The sequence below is a fragment of the Domibacillus aminovorans genome (assembly GCF_001643235.1).
In the GTDB taxonomy this organism is placed as follows: Bacteria; Bacillota; Bacilli; order Bacillales; family Domibacillaceae; genus Domibacillus; species Domibacillus aminovorans.
The window spans coordinates 47,099-69,424 of sequence record NZ_LQWY01000031.1 but is presented as its reverse complement, the minus strand read 5'-3'; the positions used below and the strand labels follow the sequence as shown (position 1 = coordinate 69,424).

At 43.9% G+C, this 22,326-nt stretch carries 19 protein-coding genes, 1 riboswitch and 2 other annotated features; all 19 genes read left to right on the top strand.

Annotation, left to right across the window (positions count from 1 at the left end; genetic code table 11):
• Positions 1–229 precede the first annotated feature (229 nt).
• The 19 genes from efeO (at position 230) to trpC (ending at position 22,325) form a co-directional block, all read left to right on the top strand.
• Positions 230–1,063, top strand: a complete 834-nt coding sequence (gene efeO / locus AWH49_RS11690; protein ID WP_034290370.1) for an iron uptake system protein EfeO — start codon at positions 230–232, stop codon at positions 1,061–1,063.
• Position 1,064: 1 nt separating this feature from the next.
• The gene (efeB, locus tag AWH49_RS11685) at positions 1,065–2,300 is read left to right on the top strand and encodes an iron uptake transporter deferrochelatase/peroxidase subunit (RefSeq protein WP_063965844.1); all 1,236 of its coding nucleotides are present in this window, start codon (positions 1,065–1,067) and stop codon (positions 2,298–2,300) included.
• Positions 2,281–3,981: an FTR1 family iron permease gene (locus AWH49_RS11680; RefSeq protein ID WP_063965843.1), complete on the top strand. Its 1,701-nt coding sequence runs from the start codon at positions 2,281–2,283 to the stop codon at positions 3,979–3,981. The genes efeB and AWH49_RS11680 overlap by 20 nt, the downstream gene beginning before the upstream one ends.
• Before the next feature lie 44 nt (positions 3,982–4,025).
• A riboswitch (FMN riboswitch) is annotated at positions 4,026–4,166 on the top strand.
• Between the two features lie 138 nt (positions 4,167–4,304).
• A complete protein-coding gene (gene ribD, locus AWH49_RS11675; protein WP_018393421.1) occupies positions 4,305–5,387 on the top strand; it encodes a bifunctional diaminohydroxyphosphoribosylaminopyrimidine deaminase/5-amino-6-(5-phosphoribosylamino)uracil reductase RibD in 1,083 nt (360 codons plus the stop codon).
• On the top strand, positions 5,388–6,035 hold the full coding sequence (ribE, locus tag AWH49_RS11670) for a riboflavin synthase (RefSeq protein ID WP_063965842.1): 648 nt from the start codon (positions 5,388–5,390) through the stop codon (positions 6,033–6,035). It abuts the gene before it with no gap.
• 12 nt (positions 6,036–6,047) lie between these two features.
• Positions 6,048–7,256: a bifunctional 3,4-dihydroxy-2-butanone-4-phosphate synthase/GTP cyclohydrolase II gene (locus tag AWH49_RS11665; protein ID WP_018393419.1), complete on the top strand. Its 1,209-nt coding sequence runs from the start codon at positions 6,048–6,050 to the stop codon at positions 7,254–7,256.
• 2 nt (positions 7,257–7,258) lie between these two features.
• On the top strand, positions 7,259–7,729 hold the full coding sequence (gene ribH / locus AWH49_RS11660) for a 6,7-dimethyl-8-ribityllumazine synthase (protein ID WP_018393418.1): 471 nt from the start codon (positions 7,259–7,261) through the stop codon (positions 7,727–7,729).
• A gap of 162 nt (positions 7,730–7,891) precedes the next feature.
• Positions 7,892–8,878 (top strand): diaminopimelate epimerase, encoded by a 987-nt coding sequence (dapF, locus tag AWH49_RS11655; protein WP_063965841.1) that lies wholly within the window; start codon positions 7,892–7,894, stop codon positions 8,876–8,878.
• Positions 8,879–9,063: 185 nt separating this feature from the next.
• Positions 9,064–10,581, top strand: a complete 1,518-nt coding sequence (adh, locus tag AWH49_RS11650) for an aldehyde dehydrogenase (RefSeq protein ID WP_063965840.1) — start codon at positions 9,064–9,066, stop codon at positions 10,579–10,581.
• 18 nt (positions 10,582–10,599) lie between these two features.
• Positions 10,600–10,956 carry a DUF779 domain-containing protein gene (locus AWH49_RS11645; RefSeq protein ID WP_063965839.1) on the top strand — a complete coding sequence of 119 codons (357 nt, stop codon included), beginning with the start codon at positions 10,600–10,602 and terminating at the stop codon, positions 10,954–10,956.
• A 77-nt stretch (positions 10,957–11,033) separates the two neighbouring features.
• Positions 11,034–11,807 (top strand): NRDE family protein, encoded by a 774-nt coding sequence (locus AWH49_RS11640; protein WP_063965838.1) that lies wholly within the window; start codon positions 11,034–11,036, stop codon positions 11,805–11,807.
• 39 nt (positions 11,808–11,846) lie between these two features.
• Positions 11,847–13,337 carry a glycosyl hydrolase family 28-related protein gene (locus AWH49_RS11635; RefSeq protein ID WP_063965837.1) on the top strand — a complete coding sequence of 497 codons (1,491 nt, stop codon included), beginning with the start codon at positions 11,847–11,849 and terminating at the stop codon, positions 13,335–13,337.
• A 152-nt stretch (positions 13,338–13,489) separates the two neighbouring features.
• Positions 13,490–14,791 carry a homoserine dehydrogenase gene (locus AWH49_RS11630; protein WP_063965836.1) on the top strand — a complete coding sequence of 434 codons (1,302 nt, stop codon included), beginning with the start codon at positions 13,490–13,492 and terminating at the stop codon, positions 14,789–14,791.
• Entirely contained in the window at positions 14,791–15,855 is a 1,065-nt protein-coding gene (gene thrC, locus AWH49_RS11625; RefSeq protein ID WP_063965835.1) for a threonine synthase, read from the top strand. Before AWH49_RS11630 ends, thrC begins: the two co-directional genes overlap by 1 nt.
• A complete protein-coding gene (gene thrB, locus AWH49_RS11620) occupies positions 15,852–16,754 on the top strand; it encodes a homoserine kinase (protein ID WP_063965834.1) in 903 nt (300 codons plus the stop codon). The genes thrC and thrB overlap by 4 nt, the downstream gene beginning before the upstream one ends.
• A gap of 227 nt (positions 16,755–16,981) precedes the next feature.
• Complete coding sequence (locus tag AWH49_RS11615; protein ID WP_018393409.1) at positions 16,982–17,848, top strand: carbon-nitrogen hydrolase family protein; 867 nt, start codon at positions 16,982–16,984, stop codon at positions 17,846–17,848.
• A 151-nt stretch (positions 17,849–17,999) separates the two neighbouring features.
• Positions 18,000–18,234: a binding site (T-box leader), on the top strand.
• Positions 18,235–18,286: 52 nt separating this feature from the next.
• Positions 18,287–18,500, top strand: a binding site (T-box leader).
• A gap of 53 nt (positions 18,501–18,553) precedes the next feature.
• Positions 18,554–19,948, top strand: a complete 1,395-nt coding sequence (trpE, locus tag AWH49_RS11610; RefSeq protein ID WP_244886824.1) for an anthranilate synthase component I — start codon at positions 18,554–18,556, stop codon at positions 19,946–19,948.
• Positions 19,945–21,558 (top strand): bifunctional anthranilate synthase component II/anthranilate phosphoribosyltransferase, encoded by a 1,614-nt coding sequence (locus AWH49_RS19255; protein WP_018393406.1) that lies wholly within the window; start codon positions 19,945–19,947, stop codon positions 21,556–21,558. Before trpE ends, AWH49_RS19255 begins: the two co-directional genes overlap by 4 nt.
• Complete coding sequence (gene trpC / locus AWH49_RS11600; RefSeq protein ID WP_034290390.1) at positions 21,555–22,325, top strand: indole-3-glycerol phosphate synthase TrpC; 771 nt, start codon at positions 21,555–21,557, stop codon at positions 22,323–22,325. The genes AWH49_RS19255 and trpC overlap by 4 nt, the downstream gene beginning before the upstream one ends.
• The last annotated feature ends 1 nt before the right edge of the window (position 22,326 follow it).

The window sequence follows — 22,326 nt, the reverse complement described above, 5'->3', positions numbered from 1 at the left end:
TAGAACCGGTTGAAGAAACCGGTGGCGCACCATTTGCCTTCCCATACACAACATTCAATAAAACATCTTTATACCTTCATAATATTAAATTTTTACCCGTTTGGAAATAGTTTTTAAACATGAATTGAAAAAGTTTTCGACATTTTTTTCAAAGAAAAAAATTGAAAATGATTTTCAATGCCGTATAATACAAATGATAATAATAATCATTTTCGAGGGGGAATTATACATGATGAAAAAATGGATGAAGGTGTCAACAATAGTGTTAGCAGCCGTATCACTCGCAGCATGCGGCAATGACGAAGCAGCAGAACCCATTGAAGTAGATACAGCACTTGATTTAACGAGCGTAACAGATGAATACCGTGACTATGCGATCGATGAAATCGATTTATTCGTCACAGAAACGGAAAAATTTGCAGAAGCAGTCAAAGCAGGCGACATCGAACTGGCGAAAACATTGTACGCACCGGCGCGCATGCACTATGAACGCGCAGAACCGATTGCGGAAGTATTCGGTGATTTAGATCCGAAAATTGATGCGCGCGAAGGCGACGTGCCAGAAACGGAATGGGGCGGCTATCATCGCATCGAAAAAGGACTATGGATTGATGGTACGACAAAAGGCTACGAAGAATACGCTCAGCAGTTAATAGACGACACGAAACTGCTTCGAGCAAAAGTTGAAACGGTTGACGTGACACCAGATTTGCTTATAACCGGAGCAGTTGACTTGCTGAATGAAGTATCGACATCGAAAGTAACGGGAGAAGAAGATCGTTATTCGCACACTGACTTGTATGATTTTGTAGCGAATGTAGAAGGTGCTGAGAAAATTTTTATCTTGCTAGAAGATGAGCTTGAGAAAAAGGACGAAGCATTGTCTGCTGAAATTAACGAGAAATTCCAGAATGTGTATACTCTTTTAAACAAGCATAAAAACGGTGACGATTATAAACTATATACCGAGTTGACAGACGCTGAAATAAAAGAATTAAGCCAGTCTATTGACGCACTTGCAGAGCCGCTGTCACAGCTCGGTATTGTGACGGAGGCGTCATAATGTGGAGAACAACTTTTTAAAGAAAGAAGTATCTCGGCGAAATGTGTTAAAAGCAGGCGGTATCGGTATGGCAGGTTTGTTCATTGGTGCGTCCGGCGCTGGAAGCTTGCTTTCAATGACCGCTTCAGCGGACAAAAAAAGCACCGGTACTGTATCATTTTATGGCAAACATCAGGCCGGCATTACGACCGATACACAAAATCATTTATATTTTGCGGCGCTTATGTTGACGACGACAGATGTGGCAGATGTAAAGAAGTTATTGAAAGAATGGACGGAATCTGCTGCATCAATGGCGGAAGGGAAATTGATCGGCAAACCTGCTGAAAATGTGTTGCTGCCGCCCGATGATACAGGCGAGGCAGCTGGTCTTGATGCCTCGAATTTGACGATGACATTTGGTGTTGGACCTGGCTTTTTTGAAAAATTAAATTTGTCTTCAAAAAAACCGAAAGAATTAGCGGCGCTGCCGGCTTTTTCATTTGACGCTCTTGAAGAAGAGTGGTCAGGCGGTGATTTGTGCATTCAGGCGTGTGCCGATGATCCGCAAGTCGCGTTTCATGCGGTGCGTAACTTAGTCCGGATTGCCCGTGGGAAAGCTCAGCTCAAATGGACGCAAGCCGCATTCCAACGGACGAAACAGGCGAATACAGAAAGTGAAACACCTCGAAATTTGTTCGGATTTAAAGATGGAACCGGCAACCCGGATCATACGAACAATTCCCTCATGAACGATCTTGTTTGGGTGAATGATGGATGGATGACGGGTGGCACGTATATGGTTGTGCGCCGCGTACAAATGTTTATTGAAGTATGGGATCGGACAGCGATTGGCGAACAAGAAGCAACATTTGGCCGCTATCGTGATTCGGGTGCACCAATGAGCGGTAAAAAAGAATTCGATCCGGTTCAGATTGATAAAACCGATGAGAATGGAAATAAATTGATGCCAGCCGACTCCCATACAGCACTTGCACATGGAGATGGCAAAATGAAATTGCTTCGCCGCTCCTATTCATATGCGGACGGACTGGATAAAAAAACAGGTAGCTTTGATGCAGGATTGTTATTTATCAGCTTCCAAAAAAGTGTATCTAATCAGTTTATTCCGATTCAAACAAGGCTTGCAAATAAGGATAAATTGAATGAATATACGATTCATCGTGGAAGTGCAGTTTTCGCTTGCCTGCCTGGTGTGAAAAAAGGAGGCTGGCTCGGTGAAACGTTATTTCGTTAATTTTTTTCTGCTGCTTTTTATTATATGCGGATGGATGAATTCTGGTGCACAGGCAGCAACAAATACAGATCTTTTATTTGTGCCGATAGGCGATGCGATTATGAAAGCGAAAGCCGGCGATTTTATAGCTGTTGAAGAAAACATGGCCGCATTTGATTTAGAATGGAAAACGTTACAAGGTGACTCTGCCGCTGTTGAAGAAGCTGTTCAAAATGTCAACAAGGCGCTCGCCAAACAAAACAAAGCAGATGTGCAGGAAGCGCTAACGTCCCTTTCTACTTCACTTGTTGCGTACGATGAAAAGTTAAACCCAGTTGATCAGGCAGCGGAACGGAAAAAAGTAGCTGTTTTATTACCTAAGATGGAAGAAATGAAGAAGTCCGTAATCGATGAAGAGGCCTATAAATTACTTGAAAAACAATGGACGGCTGTTGAGAAAATTGTACGCGCTGAAAGTAACATAGCGTATGGTGACATTGAAACAAAAATGGCATTGCTGCGTATTTCGATTGTAAAGGAACCTAATCATCCAGATGACATCCGCAATGCACTTGCGTCGTTGCAAACATCTGTCCAGCAGTTTTTAGATGGACAAACGACGGGAGAAGCCATCACAGACTATTCTCTCGCTGATTATGCAGCATTATTAAAAGAAGCAGAAGACGCAGCGAGAAAAGGAGACGCTACATTAGCTGCTGCGAAACTAACGGAATCTCTTTCTGTCTGGCCAGTAGTAGAAGGCGCCATCCAAGTGAAAGAAGCAAGTTTATATAGCGACATTGAAGTGCGTATTCCTGAAGTGGCAGGTATATTATCATCTGCCAATGGCGATGCCGAAAAAGCAGCGGACATCATTGCGGATCTGTACGATAGGGTCATTCTGCTTACAGGCACATCATCTTATACGTGGTGGGATGCGGCGCTAGTATTGCTTCGTGAAGGACTAGAAGCGGTTGTCATCATTTCAGTACTCGTTGCCTTTTTAGCGAAAACAGGCCAGACAGCTGCGAAAAAATGGATCTGGATTGGCGCCGCTGGAGGTGTCGGTGCAAGTATCGTCATGGCGCTTATTCTTAATTACCTCTTTAGTGGATTGAGTGGTGCTTCAGGACGCGAATATATGGAAGGGTTTGCAGGTATTGCCGCTGTTGTTATGATGATTGGTGTCGGCATGTGGATGCACGGAAAATCGAATATGAAAAAATGGACGCGGTTCGTCGATCAGTCTATGGGGAAAGCTGCTGCATCTGGCAGCATCGTTTCTTTTGCCGTCATTAGTTTTTTATCTGTTTTTCGTGAAGGCGCTGAGACCATTATTTTTTATGCTGGCATGGCGCCAAATATGAGCGTCAGTGCTCTCGTAACAGGTATTGTGTCTGCGATCATTGTCGTTTCTGCAGTGGGCTTCCTTGTGATGAAATACAGCGTCAAAATTCCGCTACGCCCTTTTTTCATCGGTGCAGCAATGTTCATTTATGTGCTAGCTTTTAAAATTTTAGGCAAAAGCATTCATTCACTTCAAGTGGCGGGTGCGATCGATACACATCAAGCGTCATACGTCCCGTTTATCGACATGATCGGCCTGTATCCGACAATAGAAACCGTCGTGCCACAAATTGTACTACTCATACTTATTGCAGCGATGGCCATTTGGATAAAAAAACAGGAATCACTTACTTGACAGAAAGATCAAACTAAGTTCATAATAAATACAACATTCGAATAATACCTTTCCGGGGCAGGGTGCAACTCCCGACCGGCGGTGATGGGGCCACATATGCCCCTCAGTCCGTGACCCGCAATCGTGCGGTGGATCTGGTGAAATTCCAGAGCCGACAGTGAAAGTCTGGATGGGAGGAAAGGATAAGACGCGTTTGCTAATTTTTGAAATTAGTATTGAAAACGCTTATTTATTGATGCTAAAATGGGGCCCCGCATTGTTTTCAATGTAAGGGCCCCTTTATTTGTGTACTGGCGGATATTTTTAAAGAAGGGAGCGTACCCATGCAAGACAATTATTATATGAATATTGCATTGACTCTAGCTAAAGGTGCTGCGTATCAAACGTCACCCAATCCACCAGTTGGCGCTGTCGTTGTGAAAGACGGTCGGATTATCGGCATGGGTGCTCATTTAAAAGCCGGTGAAGCTCATGCGGAAGTGGCAGCGCTTGCTATGGCTGGCGATCATGCAAAAGGTGCCGACATTTACGTAACGCTTGAACCGTGTGCTCATTTTGGAAAAACACCACCGTGTGCAGATCTCATTATTGAAAAAGGCATTCGCCGCGTGTTTATCGCCGTTGTTGATCCGAATCCGCTCGTTGGAGGAAAAGGCATCGATAAAATCCGCGCAGCCGGTATTGATGTAACGACCGGTATTTGCGAAAAAGAAGCACACGCGTTACTCGCACCATTTTTTCATTTTATCCAAACGAAACGACCATATGTTACGATTAAAACCGCTGTCACCGCCGACGGCAAAACGGCTGCCCATACAGGACATAGCCGCTGGATTACAAACGATGCTGCCAGAGAAGATGTACACCTTCTAAGGTCGCAACACGATGCCATTTTAACCGGTATCGGAACCGTCTTACACGACAATCCACTCCTGACCTCCCGTTTGCCCCGCGGAGGAAAAAATCCCATTCGGGTGTTGCTGGATACGCATTTACGCGTCCCAGTTGATTTCCACATTATTCAAAACAAAGAAGCAAAAACGATTATTTTTTGTGCAAGCAATGCACAAACGAAAAAACAACGCGCGCTGGAAGATGCTGGCGTGACGATTATTCGCATGCCGAATATGTCTGTTGACGCTGTACTTGATGAGCTCGGTAAAATGGACATTATGACGCTGTTTGTGGAAGCAGGTGCAGAAATAAACGCGTCCTTTTTAGACATCGGTTCATTTAATAAACTGATCATGTACGTCGCGCCAAAGCTGATTGGCGGAAAGTCTGCTCCGTCTTCATTCGGTGGTCTCGGCAGATCGGTCATGACTGAAGCGCTGCCGCTCGAATTTACATCGGTTGAGATGATCGGTCCGGATTTGAAAATTGTCGCTGAAAGAAGGGACCTTTAAATGTTTACGGGTATTATTGAAGAAGTTGGTAAAATTGAGCGCATTGTCCGAGGAGGCAAATCGCTTCAGTTAATGATTGCTGCAAAAAAAATTGTATCGGATGTTCAATTAGGAGATAGTATTTCAGTGAACGGTGTTTGTTTAACGGTTACAACGTTCACGAAAACACATTTTACAGCAGATGTTATGCCTGAAACGTTTACATCGACCTCCTTGTCTATGCTAACACCAGGATCGTCGGTCAACTTAGAACGTGCCATGGCTGCAAATGGCCGGTTTGGCGGTCATTTCGTCTCAGGGCACGTGGATGGTGTCGGGCATATTACGTCAAAAAAACTAGAAGAAAACGCGCTTTATATGACAATTTCGTATCCAAAGCATCTCGGCCAGTATTTTTTATACAAAGGATCGATTGCTCTTGACGGGACATCGCTCACATTATTCGGTGTGACTGATAACGACGTGACAATCTCCCTCATTCCGCATACACGTGATGAAACGGTGCTAGCCACAAAAGGAATTGGTGATCCGGTTAATATTGAATGCGATATGCTCGCGAAGTACGTCAGCAATATGTTGGAGAAAAAAGAAGGACCTCAAAAAGAAGGCGTTACAATGGATTTATTAAAAGAGAACGGCTATTTATAAGGAGGGAACGGGATGTTTGCAGACATTGAATCAGCGGTAGAGGATTTAAAGAATGGGAAAATGATTATCGTCGTTGATGATGAAGACCGTGAAAACGAAGGTGATTTACTCGGACTTGCTGAACTTGCGGACGGAGCAATGATTAATTTTATGGCAAAAGAAGGACGAGGCCTTATTTGCGTCCCGATTGAAGAGAATATTGCGAACCGTCTCAATTTGCACGCGATGATTGACCATAATACAGACAGCCACGGAACCGCTTTTACAGTCAGCATCGATCATATTTCCACAACGACTGGAATTAGTGCTTTTGAACGCGCCGATACTACTCGGGCGCTTGTTGATGAACAGTCTGTACCGGCTGATTTTAAGCGGCCAGGGCATGTTTTTCCATTGATCGCAAAAGCAGGTGGTGTACTGCGCCGGACCGGTCATACGGAAGCAGCAGTTGATTTTGCGAAACTGGCTGGAGCGAAGCCGGCTGGTGTTATTTGTGAAATTATGAATGAAGACGGTACGATGGCACGTCTGCCGGAGCTTGAAGTAATGGCTGAGAAGCACGGCTTGAAAATTGTGACGATTGAACAGCTTGTCGCTTACCGACGCGGCCATGAATCATTGATCCGCCGTGAAGCAGACATTCAACTGCCAACCGCTTTCGGTAAATTTCGCGCCGTCGGCTATGAGGAAGAATTAACGGGCCAGGATCATGTCGCGCTCGTGAAAGGTGACATTTCAGGTGAAGAACCGGTGCTTGTGCGCGTTCACTCGGAATGCTTAACAGGCGACATTTTCGGTTCACACAGGTGTGATTGCGGGCCGCAGCTTCATGCGGCACTCCATCAAATTGAGGAAGAAGGCCGTGGTGTTCTTCTCTACATGCGCCAGGAAGGTCGTGGCATCGGACTCATCAATAAGCTGAAAGCATATGAACTTCAGGAGCAAGGCTATGATACCGTGGAAGCGAACGTAAAGCTTGGTTTTAAAGATGATTTGCGCGATTACGGCATCGGTGCTCAAATTTTACAGGATCTTGGCATTTCGAAAATGAAATTGCTGACGAACAATCCTCGTAAAATAACTGGTTTAAAAGGGTACGGAATCGAAGTGACCGAACGCGTGCCGATTGAGATGATACCGAACGCGGACAACCGAAATTATTTGCAGACGAAAGTTTCAAAGCTCGGCCATATATTAAATTTAACAGAAGAGGGGATATAATCATGGGTAAAACATTCGAAGGTCATTTAATTGGAACAGATTTAAAAGTAGGAATCGTTGCAGGGCGTTTTAACGAATTTATTACAGGGAAACTTGTGAGCGGCGCAGAAGATGGATTCATTCGTCACGGGGTCGATGCGAATAATATTGATATTGCTTGGGTGCCAGGTGCATTTGAACTGCCAATCGTTGCAAAAAAAATGGCGGAAAGCGGTAACTACGACGCTGTCATTACACTTGGTGCGGTGATTCGAGGGGCGACAGCTCACTTTGATTATGTGTGCAATGAAGCAGCAAAAGGCATTTCACAGGCAGGGCTTCAAACGGGTGTACCGGTTATTTTTGGCTTATTAACGACAGATACGATTGAACAGTCGATTGAACGTGCGGGTACAAAAGCAGGAAATAAAGGCTGGGAAGCTGCTATTTCAGCCATTGAAATGGCGAACTTGCTTCGTTCGTTTGACGCGTAATCTAAATCCGATCCATTTGAATAAGATTGTCCATTAAGCTGTCCGGCTAGTCCGGCAGCTTTTTTGAACGAAGTTAGGAAAGACAGGAGCGAATCATTCTTTTTGACTGTTGCAATCTTTGTTATACTATAGAAAAAAGATGTGTTGAAAGAGGCGATGGACATGGAATTGCAGTTGATTAAAGGCCACGGGTCAGGGAACGATTTTTTACTCATTGATGAGTGGACACATGGATATACATTTACAGAAGCAAACCGGCGTGATTTGGCATTGGCGCTTTGCGACCGTGAAACAGGAATTGGTGCAGATGGTATTTTATTTATCATGGAAAGCAGTCAGGCAGATGCCAAAATGCGTATTTTCAATTCGGACGGTTCAGAAGCGTCTATGTGTGGAAATGGTCTTCGATTGCATGGACGATATGTGTGCGATAAATTAGGACGTAATGAGATTGTTGTCGAGACGAATAAAGCCAATTTGTATGTAAAACGTGATGGTGACATTTATGAAGGTGTGCCGGCGTACCGAGTAGAAATTTCACCGGTATTATTCGAATTGGAATCTTTACCAATGACGATCGGCAAAGACCGGCTTTTTGATGAGAAAGTAGAGGAATTGTCTGATTCGATTCGTTTCTCGGCGCTTGCCGTACCTAACCCGCATTTAATCGCGGTTGGAGATCGTGCATTCATCGCATCAGGTGAACAAAAACGCATTGCTGAAATGTTGAACGGTCCGAATGATATTTGCCCGGATGGTGTGAACGTCAGCTTCGTTTATCCGATCAAAGACAGTGCCATTTATGTCCGTACATTTGAACGCGGCGTTGGCTTTACCAATGCGTGCGGAACAGCCATGTCGGCTTCCACATTAACGACATGCCAGCTTGGTCTAAACCATTACGAAACGCCGGTTGACGTATACAATAATGGTGGGAAAGTACGTTGTGTTGTACACCAACACGAAGCGGGCCGCTATTCAATAGACCTTATTGGAAACGGTACGTATTTATTTGAAGCGGTTGCTCACTTAGAACTTGATAGCCCACGTCATTTTCAGTTGAAAGACCAGAAAGCTTATAAAGAGCAAGCCGCATATGATCAGTTGCGTGAAGAAGTAGAGTCCTATTTACATACAAACGTTTTTTAATCCAGGAATTGTTCCTGGATTTTTTTTATCAAATAAAACAAAAAAATGCTCGAGTCGTCTTAATATGATAAAAAGATGAATCATTTGACATGCAAGATAAAACACGATAATTTGATAATGTAAGCGCTTTATATAATCGTTCCATCGTGTATGAACAATTTGATTAACGAAAGGGGAATGGAGATATGATTTACGCAAATCCAGGTCAAGAAGGATCAAAAGTTACATTTAAAAAGAAATATGGAAACTATATTAACGGTCAGTGGACGGAACCTGTCGGCGGCCAATATTTTGAAAACGTTACACCGGTGACAGGTGAAGTGTTTTGTGAAGTTGCTCGTTCACAGGCAGAAGACATCGAACTAGCACTTGATGCCGCCCATGCAGCGAAAGACGCGTGGGGGAAAACATCGCCAGCACACCGTGCGAATATATTAAATAAAATAGCAGATCGTATGGAAGAAAATTTAGAAACGCTTGCTGTTGCGGAAACGTGGGATAACGGGAAAGCGGTTCGTGAAACATTAAATGCTGATTTGCCGCTTGCCATTGATCATTTCCGTTATTTTGCGGGTGCGATCCGTGCGCAGGAAGGATCACTTAGTCAAATTGATGACGATACAGTGGCGTACCATTTTCACGAGCCGCTCGGTGTTGTCGGCCAGATCATTCCATGGAACTTCCCGATATTAATGGGCGTATGGAAACTAGCACCGGCACTTGCCGCTGGAAACTGTGTCGTTTTGAAACCGGCTGAGCAGACACCCGCTTCGATCCTAGTCTTAATGGAACTGATCGGAGACTTGCTGCCACCGGGCGTTATTAACGTCGTAAACGGATTTGGACTCGAAGCAGGAAAGCCGCTTGCATCAAATAAACGCATTGCAAAAATTGCCTTTACAGGTGAGACGACAACAGGCCGTCTTATTATGCAGTATGCATCACAAAACTTAATTCCGGTGACACTCGAACTAGGCGGGAAATCGCCGAACATTTTCTTCGATGACATTATGGAAGAAGACGATGCATTCCTAAATAAAGCGGTGGAAGGGTTTGTTATGTTCGCCCTAAATCAGGGTGAAGTATGTACATGTCCATCGCGTGCTCTTATTCATGAAAATATTTACGATAAATTTATGGAACGAGCGATTGAACGAGTGAAACAAATTAAAACAGGCCACCCGCTCGATACGGATACGATGATGGGCGCGCAAGCATCAAATGAACAAATGGAAAAAATTCTTTCCTATCTTGATATTGGGAAGCAAGAAGGTGCAGAATGTTTGACAGGCGGCGAGAAAAATATAATTGAGGGACTTGAAGGCGGTTACTATATTAAACCGACTGTTTTTAAAGGCCATAATAAAATGCGTATTTTCCAGGAAGAAATTTTCGGCCCCGTTTTATCCGTCACGACGTTTAAAGATGAAGCAGAAGCGCTTGAAATTGCGAATGATACGTTGTATGGACTCGGTGCCGGCGTCTGGTCACGCCATGCTAATCGCATGTATCGTTTTGGACGGGGGATTCAAGCAGGACGTGTCTGGACGAACTGTTACCATCAATATCCGGCACATGCTGCATTTGGCGGCTACAAAATGTCAGGTATTGGCCGTGAAAATCATTTAATGATGCTCAACCATTACCAACAGACGAAAAACTTGCTCGTTAGCTACTCAGAAGACGCACAAGGTTTCTTTTAAAAAATGAGGTGAAAAATGATGACAGAGCGTGTAACGGCGACTCCTGCTGCCACCCGATTGATTCATATGCTTAAGGAAAAGCACGGCCCGCTCATGTTTCACCAATCAGGCGGTTGTTGTGACGGAAGCGCGCCTATGTGCTATCCGGACGGCGAGTTTTTGATTGGAGACTCGGACAAGCTACTCGGTGAAATTGGTGGTAGTCCATTTTACATTAGCGAGGCGCAATATGAATATTGGAAACATACACAGCTTATTATTGACGTCGTCGATGGGCGCGGTGGCATGTTTTCACTTGAAGGGCCTCATGGGAAACGATTTTTAACACGTTCACGCATCTTTACCGATGAGGAGCGGCAAGAATTGGGTCAATAAACAGAAAAAGGACGTCCATGGTGGACAGTCCTTTTTCTTATGTCTCATAATAAAGAAAAAAAGAAAGTGTGATTGTCATGTGTTTAGTGAATATAGCTTTTCAAATTGTACCTGGTGTACCGCTTGTACTTGCCGCAAACAGAGATGAATTTTATAACCGGCCGACTGCGCCGTCACACTGGTGGGAAGATGCACCTCACATTTTAGCGGGAAGGGATTTATCAAAAGGAGGGACGTGGCTTGGCGTGTCGAAATCAGGGCGCATTTGTGCATTAACGAACTACCGTGATCCATCTGAGTTTTCCGTGGAGAAAGAATCCCGTGGTCATATCGTTCGATCTTTTTTAGAAGGAGAAATGCATGCGCGTACGTTTTTAGAGGAACTGGATAGGGAAAAAGAACGCTATCCCGGTTTTAATGTTATCGCTGGAACGAAAGAAGCAATGTATTCATTCAGCAGCAAATCTGATAAACCGCCTTATGAGCTGCCGCCTGGTATTCATAGCGTCAGCAATGCGTTTATGAATACACCATGGCCGAAAACAATCAAAGCAAAGAAGAAACTAGCAGAATGGGCAGATAACTATGAACAGGCTGATTACAGCGGTTTATTTGCTCTTCTTGCAGACGAAACACGCGCGCTAGATGAACAGCTTCCTCAGACAGGTGTATCGCTTGAATGGGAAAGAATGCTGTCACCAGCGTTTATTAAAAGTGAAAACAACGACTATGGCACTCGCAGTTCAACGGTTGTTTTGATTAAGCAGGATAATTCAATCGATTGGGTCGAACGAACATTTGAAGCAGGCGTATTTGAACAGGAACAATGTATTTCATTTACAAAAAACTAAATACATTATGTGAAAAATTCAAATTAAAAGGAGAAAAATATGCCATTAACTACTCATCATAACCCAAATGATAATGCTACATTGATTAACGCATATTTTGAAGAAAATGAGTCTTTAGCAAAAATGGTTACCGAAACAGATCGGTTATTTTTTGAATCGGTTGCTAAGTGGGAACCTTCTCAACAGAAAGAATCTATTTTGACGAAAATCAAGTCAGTATGGTCAAAAACAAAAGAGCCGATGAAGATGCATCATACGATTGTGGGTAAAAATGGTGTGTATCCGGATTGGAAAGAAACACTTGATAAAGAATGGGACATGTTACAGGAAAAAGCGAAAAAAGAAGTATATGTGGAAGCAGACAGCGATATTGAGACAGCTTTATCGGGCGGTGAACGGACCGTTTATATTCCGGAAGGCATATTTATTATTGATGAACTTCACGTGCCATCTTATACAATTGTAAAAGGAGCGGGGGCGGGGAAAACGGTATTGAAACTGCGTGACACTGCACCGAAACGAAGCTTTATGATGACAAATGAAAACCATGTGAAAGGTAACCACCATATTTTGATTGAAGGAATCACATTTGATTGGAACATAGAGCGACTTCAACTTGATGAAAAATCATCGAGCGGCAATAACCGTTCAAGCTGTTTAACATTCGCCAATGTCGAATATGGCTGGATCAAAAACTGTGATGCGAAAAATCCGGGTCTGCACTGTTATGATGTGTCGTCCACTTTGTATGATTATTCAGGAGACGGCCACCGGGCACGAGGCGGCAGTCGATATGTTTGGATTGATGGCTGCACAGGGTCGGGATTTGGCGATGATGGCGTGACGACGCACCATAGCGACTACATCCTCATTTCGAACTGTTTCATGTGCGATCCATCTGGACGAAGCCATCAAAAAGGCTTTTCTAATTCAAATGGATTCGAAGCAGATGATGGTTCGCGGTATGTGTGGCTGATCAACAATGCATCAGCACGTTGCTTTGGAGGTGTGGAAGTGAAAGCCCATGCAACGAGTTCGGCGGCTGCGAACGTTCATATTACTGGCCACCTGTCTGTCAATGATAACCGTTCATACAATTTCCGTCATATCGGCCACCATAGTAAAACGGACCCCGATTCCAAAACAGCTTGCTTTATTACCGCGACGCGCATCGTATCTGTTCATCCAATCTACACAGATTTATATACAAGTTCAAAGCCGCGTGCGCTGACCATTTCTGCGTACAAACACGTCGTCATTAACGGGATGCGGGCGATCGGAAACGCTGATTATAATTACAAAGGCTTGCCTATAGCGGGGATTCAATACAAATCAAAGCATGTTCATGTGCAGAACGTTATCATGGAAGATTTTCAAACAGCGGCCCCTGCGTTAAAAGTATTCGGTGGTGCACAAAAAGCAGAGGATGTATCCATTAAAGACGTCGTTTTCAAAAATTGCGGTCAAAAACCGTTCTATGTAGCGAAAGATGTGAACGTGGTACCGTCAAAAAATATAACAATTGCTTGAAAGCAGACAAATATTTCTTTAAGATAAGAAAAGACAGAAAAATTCTATTTTGCGAAAACATTAGGTTGTAAAAAGCAAAAAATACCGATATAATGTCTACTATGTAAAAACAAATGTACATCATACAAATACATAGTTGAGGTGACGTTTAGATGAAAGATAACGTAAAAGTGGGACTACTCGGTCTTGGAACGGTTGGAACGGGCGTCGTGAAGATCATTCAAAACCATCAGGAACAGCTCGTTCATCGCGTCGGCTGCCCGGTAGAAGTAACAAAAGTACTTGTGAAAAACGTGGACAAAAAGCGTGATGTAAATCTGTTGAAAGAGTCATTAACACTTGACCCATACGACGTCATTAACGATCCGGATATCGATGTGATCGTCGAAGTAATGGGCGGTATTAATGAAACGAAGCAATATTTGCTAGATGCCTTGAATCAAAAGAAACATGTCGTCACTGCGAACAAAGACTTAGTTGCGCTATATGGCTCTGAGCTATTAAAAGCAGCATCTGAAAACGACTGCGATTTTTATTATGAAGCGAGTGTAGCCGGTGGTATTCCAATTATCCGTGGATTAGCAGATGGCCTAGCCTCTGATAAAATCCAAAAATTGATGGGGATCGTAAACGGAACAACAAACTTTATTTTGACAAAAATGCATAAAGAAGGCATGTCATATGAAGTGGCATTGAAAGAAGCGCAAGATCTTGGTTTTGCGGAAGCCGATCCGACTGCTGATGTGGAAGGTCTGGATGCAGCTCGTAAAATGGCGATTCTAGCTCGTCTTGCGTTCTCCATGAATATCGAGCTTGAAGACGTAGATGTGAGCGGCATTTCAACGGTTTCAGACAGCGATTTGAAACACGGTCAGACACTTGGCTACACGATGAAATTGATCGGCTATGCGGATCAGTCCGATGAACGTGTAGAAACAAGTGTACAGCCGACATTCCTTGCAAATAATCACCCAATGGCATCAGTGAATAATGAATACAATGCGGTGTATGTATACGGGGAAGCGGTCGGTGAGACGATGTTTTATGGACCTGGTGCCGGTAGTATGCCAACAGCAACATCGATTGTGAGCGATCTTATTGCCGTTGTAACAAATATGCGCCTTGGCGTGAACGGCAAAAGCATTTCAGCGCCTCAATTTGAAAAAAAGCTGAAAAGCGCGGAAGAAAAATTCGCCAAATACTTTATCCGTCTTCATGTGCGTGATGAAGTCGGTGCGTTTTCAGAACTAACGAAACTATTTTCATCTAATTCAATTAGCTTTGAAAAAATTCTCCAGTTGCCGCTTGATAAAGAAGGAACGGCGGAAATTGTCATCGTGACACATAAAGCATCGATGGAAAACTACAGTCAAATGCTTGAACAAATTAAAGATCTAGCGGTTGTGCATTCAGTTGAAAGTTTCTACCGCGTTGAAGGAGAAGGAGCGAAATAATGGCTAAATGGGAAGGTTTACTACATCAATATAAAGAATTTTTACCGGTGAACGAAAACACACCGATGCTTTCATTAATGGAAGGAAATACACCGCTTATTCCACTCGTGAATATTTCGAAAAAATTGGGTGTAAACATTCATGTTAAAGTAGAAGGCGCGAATCCGACCGGTTCATTTAAAGACCGCGGGATGGTAATGGCTGTTGCGAAAGCGAAAGAAGAAGGCAGCAACACGGTTATTTGCGCATCAACAGGAAACACATCAGCTGCAGCTGCGGCATACGCTTCACGTGCTGGCATGAAAACAATTGTTGTTATTCCTGACGGTAAAATCGCAATGGGCAAACTGGCTCAGGCGATGATGTATGGTGCAGAAATCGTCGCAATCGAGGGGAACTTTGATGAAGCATTAGCAATGGTTCGCAACATTAGCGGAAAATCACCGATTACGCTCGTCAACTCGGTAAACCCATACCGTATCGAAGGTCAGAAAACAGCAGCATTTGAAGTGTGCGATCAGCTTGGCCAAGCACCAGATGTACTTGCAATTCCAGTCGGTAATGCTGGGAACATCACAGCTTACTGGAAAGGTTTTAAAGAATATAATGAAAAATTCGGTACAGGTCTTCCGCGCATGCATGGTTTCGAAGCAGAAGGTGCAGCAGCGATCGTACAAGGTGCACCAATTGAGCAGCCGGAAACAGTCGCAACTGCCATCCGTATCGGAAACCCAGCTAGCTGGGCATTTGCTGAGGCAGCACGAGACGAGTCGAATGGGAAAATTGATTTTGTAACAGACGCTGAAATTTTAGAAGCGTATGAAATGATGACGCGAGAAGAAGGTATTTTCGCAGAACCGGCTTCAAACGCGTCGATTGCGGGTATTATTAAACATGTCAAATCAGGTGAAATCGAGCAAGGGGCTAATATCGTCGCTGTCTTGACAGGGAATGGATTGAAAGATCCACAAACAGCAATTGCGCAAATTGAGAAAAAACCAACTGTTCTTCCAAACGATGAAGAAGCGGTATTTAATTTCATTAAAGGAGCTGTGCAGGCATGAAGTCATCCGGCCTTTTAAAAGTGCCGGCAAGTACGGCCAATTTAGGGCCCGGATTTGATTCAATCGGCCTAGCATTTAGTCTTTATTTAACCGTAGAAGTAAAAAAAGCTGACCGGTGGGCATTTTCGCACCGCTCGGCTCTTTTAAACGGACTTCCAGAAGACGAGCAGCATTTAATTGCGGTTGTTGCAAAAAAAACAGCCGAACTTCGCGGCCTCGTTATGCCACCCATTGAAGCGATTTTAGAAAGTGATATTCCGCTTGCCCGCGGTCTCGGCAGCAGTGCAGCAGCGATTGCAGCAGGCATTGAAATTGCCGATAAATTTGCGGGTTTACAGCTGACTGATGCGGAAAAGCTCAATATTGGCGACCAGTTTGAAGGACATCCTGATAACATCGGTGCATCTCTTTTTGGGGGGATGGTATGCGGTGTATCACTCGGGGAAACGGCAGAAATGGTAAAGCTTCCGGCACCGGACATTGACTTAATAGCACTTGTCCCGCCATATGAGTTGAAAACAGAAGACGCACGCAATGTATTGCCAGCGTCATTTTCCCGTAAAGACGCGGTGCTTGGCAGTGCTGTTTCAAATATGCTCGTCGCTGCATTTATGCAACACGACTACGAAACAGCCGGCCGCATGATGGAGCGTGATGTGTTCCACGAACCGTTCCGGACATCACTCATTAAAGAATTTGTTCCCGCGCGCGAACTTGCAAGAAGCCATGGAGCTTATGCAACGGTCATCAGCGGAGCAGGATCAACTGTATTAACGGTTGCTCCACATGGAAAAGGACAAGGAATTGCGGGTCAATTTCGCGAGAAGTTCAATGATTGTGATGTGCTAGAGCTCAGTGTGGATTCTATAGGACCAGAATGGATTCAATCCGGCGAATAATTTCGCCGGATTTTTTTGAGAAAATATGTTGAATGAGAGTTGACATTTCATCAAATCTCGCTATAATTGAAATTGAGATTCATTCTCATCACCCCCTCTTTGGGACTGAATTTCACATCCGATATTGGACAGCGATCGTTGCTGTCTTTTTTTCTTGCTAAAATGGCCAATATCCTTTAATTTAAAAGCAGATCATAAAAAAATCAGTTACAAAGGGGAGACGTATTTTGAAAATGCGCGTATCAGCAGTACAGTATCATTTGCACACAATCCAATCATTCGATGAATTTGCGGAACAATGCGAACATTACATAAAAACCGCGATGGAGTTTGAAGCAGAGTTTATTCTATTTCCCGAATTTTTCACGACACAACTTCTATCGATCGGCGACGAAGAAACAGGTGAAGCGTTAAAAATTACTGATTTGCCGTTGTTTACAGAACGTTATGAGCAAACATTCTCTAAATTTGCACGTCACTATGACGTTCATATTATCGCTGGCACGCATGTGACAGCAGCAGGGGACGGCATTCAAAATACCGCTTATTTATTTTATCCAGATGGCTCGTATCAGATGCAGCCAAAGCTTCATATCACGCCAGCAGAAGTCGAAGGATGGAACATGCAGCAAGGCGATTCGTTCCGTATCTTTGAAACAGATAAAGGAACAATCGCAATTTTAACGTGTTATGATATTGAGTTTCCAGAAATCGTCCGGATGGCAAAAGCACGCGGGGCGGATGTGATTTTCTGTCCGTCGTGCACAGACGACCGACACGGTTTTCATCGCGTCCGCTATACGAGCCATGCACGTGCCGTTGAAAATCAAGTGTATGTAGTTGGAACAGGCACAGTCGGATCATTGCCAACAGTTGATTTAATGCGGGCAAATACGGGTCAGGCGGTTGTTATTGCACCGAATGACATTCCTTTCCCACCAGCCGGCATCGTGGCAGAAGGTATCATGAACGATGATATGATTATTACCGCGGATCTTGATCTTTCGCTTTTATATGATGTGCGTAAAAAAGGATCGGTTACAACGTGGCGCGACCGCCGGACAGACTTGTATCCGGACTGGGAAGCAGAATAATGTATAATCAGAAATATTTGGCGTTTTAAGACAAGGTGACTGTTAAAGCAGTGATCCGCCAATAGATGAAATCTAATGATAGAATGAAAAAATCATTTTAAAAATAGTTGAAATTTTAAAATGATTGTATTATGATAATAATCAGTTAAATACATGAGCAATGAAGAAGAAGAGTAGCAATGAATAATGCTTTAGAGAGCCGGCGGTTGGTGCAAGCTGGTGCAGGACACATTGTGAATGGGCTTCTGAGCTTCCGGACCGAACAAGAAGTTAAGTAGGCTCTGGCGTACGTCTTACGTTACAGAAGACAGGCAGAAATTCTGCTGTTAAAGTGGATCGCATACGTGCGGTCAATAAAGGTGGTACCACGGCTCCCCGTCCTTTTGAAGATGAGGGGGCCTTTTTGTATTTATCCATGAATGAAGTTTCACTATATAAACGAATACGATGATCGGAAAAAGTACAGTTGTTTTGCTCGTTACAGAGAGCCAGGGGATGGTGGAAACCCGGCACGCAGCAACAGCTCGAATGGGTCCGTGAGTGGCAGCTTGAACATTGAAAGTAGAGCGCCCGGCAGCCGTCCGTTAACCGGTTTTAAGGGGAAGCAATTTTGCTTCAACGAGAGGTGGCACCGCGGGAAACCGTCCTCCATAGATGATGAGATCATCTATGGAGTTTTTTTATGGAAAGAAAGGGGAACTGACGATGAAATTACAGGAAACGATTCAATACAGACGAAAAGAAATGGAAGGAGATATGGTTACACCAATCTCCATCTATCACATGCTGCGTGGAAAACAAAAGATGTTGTTTGAAAGCTCAGCGAAACATGAAGAAAGCGGACGCTATTCATTTATAGCGGTGGATCCGGTCGCGCAATTTATAGCTGATGGAAGCGGGTATACGCTAACCAAAAAAGAGGGTGAAACGGAATCTGGTTCAGAAAAGTTCATGGACAAATTAAAAGAGATCATGCCCGTGTATGGTGATAATGATTACCCATTTCCATTTTTCGGTGGCGCAGCCGGCTACATTGGTTATGATACGGTTTTCTTTGAAGAAAAAATCGGCGAACCGCTTCCGGATGAACTGGAAATGCCGGACGTACATCTGCTGTTTTACGATACGTTCGTCGTCTATGATCATTTAACACAACTCGTTTCGTTCGTTGCCGTTGATTTATTCGGAGACCGAGCGGAAGCTGAAATGGATGCAGCGATTGAAAGCTTATATAATGACATTCATACCGATCAAAAACCATTTGCAGGCAATGAAACAAATGTCCTTGCATTCACTTCAAAAACGGAACGTAAAACATTTTGTGAAATGGTTGAAAAAGCGAAAGAACATATCATTCGTGGTGATATATTCCAAGTTGTTCTTTCACAGCGTCTTTCATCTCCATTTGAAGGAGATCCATTTACATTGTATCGCCGTCTTCGTACATCTAATCCGTCACCGTACATGTTTTACATTGATTTCGATGGCTATACGGTGTTAGGCACATCACCAGAAAGCCTTGTAAAAGTAAGCGGCACGACTGTCACAACAAATCCAATTGCCGGTACTCGCCCGCGCGGCACATCACCAGAAGAAGATGTGCGTCTTTCAGAAGAGCTGTTAGCGGATGAAAAAGAAATTGCTGAACACCGGATGCTTGTCGATCTTGGCCGCAACGATGTCGGGAAAATTTCAGAAATTGGCTCGGTCACGTTGGATAAGTATATGAAAATTGAAAAATATAAACATGTGATGCATATCGTGTCGGAAGTATCAGGTGAATTAAGAGAAAATTATCATCCACTTGATGCACTGACAGCCTGTTTGCCAGCGGGTACGGTCTCGGGTGCACCGAAAATTCGTGCCATGCAAATTATTAATGAACTCGAACCAGTGAAGCGCGGCGTGTACTCTGGTGCAGTCGGGTACTTGTCGGCAACGGGCAGCATGGACTTTGCGCTTGCGATCCGCACGATGGTCATTAAAGACAATATGGCGCACGTACAGGCAGGAGCCGGCATCGTCTATGACTCTGTGCCTGATACAGAATATGAAGAAACAATGCATAAAGCGAAAGCATTACTGGAGGTGCAAAAATGATTTTACTCATTGATAACTACGATTCATTCACATACAATCTATATCAACAAATCGGCCGCATTGGCAAAAACGTCCGCGTTGTCCGCAACGACGAAATTACGATCGATGAAATTGAAGCACTGGCACCGGAAGCGATTGTCATTTCTCCAGGACCAGGCACACCGGAAGAAGCGGGGATTTCGATTGAAGTAGTGCACGCCTTTTATCATCGGATTCCGATTCTTGGTATCTGTCTCGGCCATCAGGCGATTGCAGCGGCGTTTGGAACGGATATCATTCCAGCAAAAACGATTAAACATGGGAAATTGTCCATGGCTCGCCATGAAGGAAAAGGATTGTTTTCTGCGGTGCAAGGTCCAGTGCCTATCATGCGTTATCACTCTCTTGCCGTTGACCGTGAAACACTTAGTCAAAAGCTAGAAGTGATAGCAGAATCAACCGATGACAACGAAATTATGGCACTGCGTCATAAAGAATATCCTGTCTTTGGCCTTCAATTTCATCCAGAATCGATCGGGACAAAAGTGGGCGATAATTTAATTAGCGAATTTTTCCGTTCGTACCGGAAAGAAAAAAATATGAAAAAGTATTTAATGAAATTATCCGATGGAGAATCTCTTACAACAAAGGAAATGGAAGATGCTGTAACGGAGATTTTACAGGAAGATGTGACGGATAGTGAAATCGCTGCTTTTTTAATCGCACTAAAAGCAAAAGGGGAAACGGTAGAGGAAGTCGCTGCATTTGTCAATGTGCTCCATCAAAACGCGGTGGCGTCCCGTACAAACTGGAAGAACGTGATGGATAACTGCGGTACGGGCGGCGATGGTTCACAAAGCTTTAACATTAGCACAACGTCTGCTTTTGTGCTTGCGGGTGCTGGCGTAAAAGTAGCCAAACATGGCAACAGAAGTGTATCAAGTAAAACAGGCAGCGCCGATGTGCTTGAACATCTTGGGGTGTCACTTGACTTCCTGGCTGATGAAACAGACCGGCTTCTTGAAGAAAACAACATTACATTTTTGTTTGCACCACACGTTCATCCGAAATTAAAACGCATTATGAAAGTGCGCCGTGATTTGAAAATTCCAACGATTTTTAATTTGATCGGGCCGCTGACGAATCCAGTAAAGCTCGAATCGCAGCTTTTAGGCACTTATCGCCGCGATTCGTTAGAGATGATGGCCGATGTGTTAAACCGTCTTGGCCGCAAACGCGCTGTTGTATTAAACGGGGCAGGCTATATGGATGAAGCGTCTCTTGCTGGTGAAAATCATTTGGTTTTGCTCGAAAACGGCAAAATAGAAAAAATGATTGTAACAGCCGAATCCGCTGGTCTGCCGGAATATCCACTTGAAGCGATTAAAGGCGGCGAAGCGATTGAAAACGCCGAAATTTTAAAGAGGATCTTAGAAGGGGAGCGCGGTGCACAGCGCGATACGGTTGTGCTTAATAGTGCGATCGGCTTATTCGCAAATGGCAAGGCAAAGTCTATTCGTGAAGGTGTGAAGATGGCGGAAGAAAGCATCGATTCAGGTGCTGCGCTGCAAAAATTAAATTATTTAGTTGAGTTTTCAAAAAGACGACAGAAGGCAGTGATAACAGGATGACAACAATTTTAGATAAAATTATCGATAAAAAACGCGAAGAAGTAGCGCTTTTAAAACAGTCGGCACTCACATACAAAACAGACCGGACACCTATTTCCTTTTATGATCGGGTCGTAGCATCGAAAACGATAGCGTTGATTGCGGAAGTCAAGCGGGCTTCCCCATCAAAAGGAGATATAAATCTGGGTGTTGATCCGGTTGAACAAGCAACGATTTATGCAGACAACGGCGCTGATGCCGTGTCTGTTCTAACAGATACGCCTTTTTTCAAAGGTACGATGGACGACTTAAAAGCAGTGAAAGAAAATGTTGAGATCCCTCTCTTAAATAAAGATTTTATCATTGATGAAATTCAAATTGATCGGGCAAAAGCTTCAGGAGGCGATATCATTTTACTGATTGCCGCTGCGCTGAACGATGAAGAGATGCATAGATTGTACCGCCATTCAAAAGAGCATGGACTTGATGTGCTCGTTGAAGTGCATGACGAAGCGGAAATGGAACGGGCACTTGCACTAGAAGCCAATATTATTGGGATTAACAACCGCGATCTTCACTCATTTAAAACAAATCTTGCTGTAACGGAACGGCTTATGTCCCGTTATGGAAAAGAAAAGGCTATTTTTGTGTCGGAGAGCGGTATAAAAACACGGGAAGATGCGATTCGGTTAAAAGAAGCCGGCGCCCGGGCGCTTCTTGTCGGTGAAACATTAATGCTAGCTGGCGATGTGGCGGGAGCAGTCCGTTCGCTGAAAGTAGAATTGTAAA

Coding starts and splice junctions, on each gene's coding strand:
- efeO (WP_034290370.1), top strand. CDS start 230: ATGATGAAAAAATGGATGAAGGTGTCAACAATAGTGTTAGCAGCCGTA.
- ribD (WP_018393421.1), top strand. CDS start 4,305: ATGCAAGACAATTATTATATGAATATTGCATTGACTCTAGCTAAAGGT.
- ribE (WP_063965842.1), top strand. CDS start 5,388: ATGTTTACGGGTATTATTGAAGAAGTTGGTAAAATTGAGCGCATTGTC.
- AWH49_RS11665 (WP_018393419.1), top strand. CDS start 6,048: ATGTTTGCAGACATTGAATCAGCGGTAGAGGATTTAAAGAATGGGAAA.
- ribH (WP_018393418.1), top strand. CDS start 7,259: ATGGGTAAAACATTCGAAGGTCATTTAATTGGAACAGATTTAAAAGTA.
- dapF (WP_063965841.1), top strand. CDS start 7,892: ATGGAATTGCAGTTGATTAAAGGCCACGGGTCAGGGAACGATTTTTTA.
- adh (WP_063965840.1), top strand. CDS start 9,064: ATGATTTACGCAAATCCAGGTCAAGAAGGATCAAAAGTTACATTTAAA.
- AWH49_RS11645 (WP_063965839.1), top strand. CDS start 10,600: ATGACAGAGCGTGTAACGGCGACTCCTGCTGCCACCCGATTGATTCAT.
- AWH49_RS11640 (WP_063965838.1), top strand. CDS start 11,034: ATGTGTTTAGTGAATATAGCTTTTCAAATTGTACCTGGTGTACCGCTT.
- AWH49_RS11635 (WP_063965837.1), top strand. CDS start 11,847: ATGCCATTAACTACTCATCATAACCCAAATGATAATGCTACATTGATT.
- AWH49_RS11630 (WP_063965836.1), top strand. CDS start 13,490: ATGAAAGATAACGTAAAAGTGGGACTACTCGGTCTTGGAACGGTTGGA.
- thrC (WP_063965835.1), top strand. CDS start 14,791: ATGGCTAAATGGGAAGGTTTACTACATCAATATAAAGAATTTTTACCG.
- thrB (WP_063965834.1), top strand. CDS start 15,852: ATGAAGTCATCCGGCCTTTTAAAAGTGCCGGCAAGTACGGCCAATTTA.
- trpE (WP_244886824.1), top strand. CDS start 18,554: ATGAAATTACAGGAAACGATTCAATACAGACGAAAAGAAATGGAAGGA.
- AWH49_RS19255 (WP_018393406.1), top strand. CDS start 19,945: ATGATTTTACTCATTGATAACTACGATTCATTCACATACAATCTATAT.
- trpC (WP_034290390.1), top strand. CDS start 21,555: ATGACAACAATTTTAGATAAAATTATCGATAAAAAACGCGAAGAAGTA.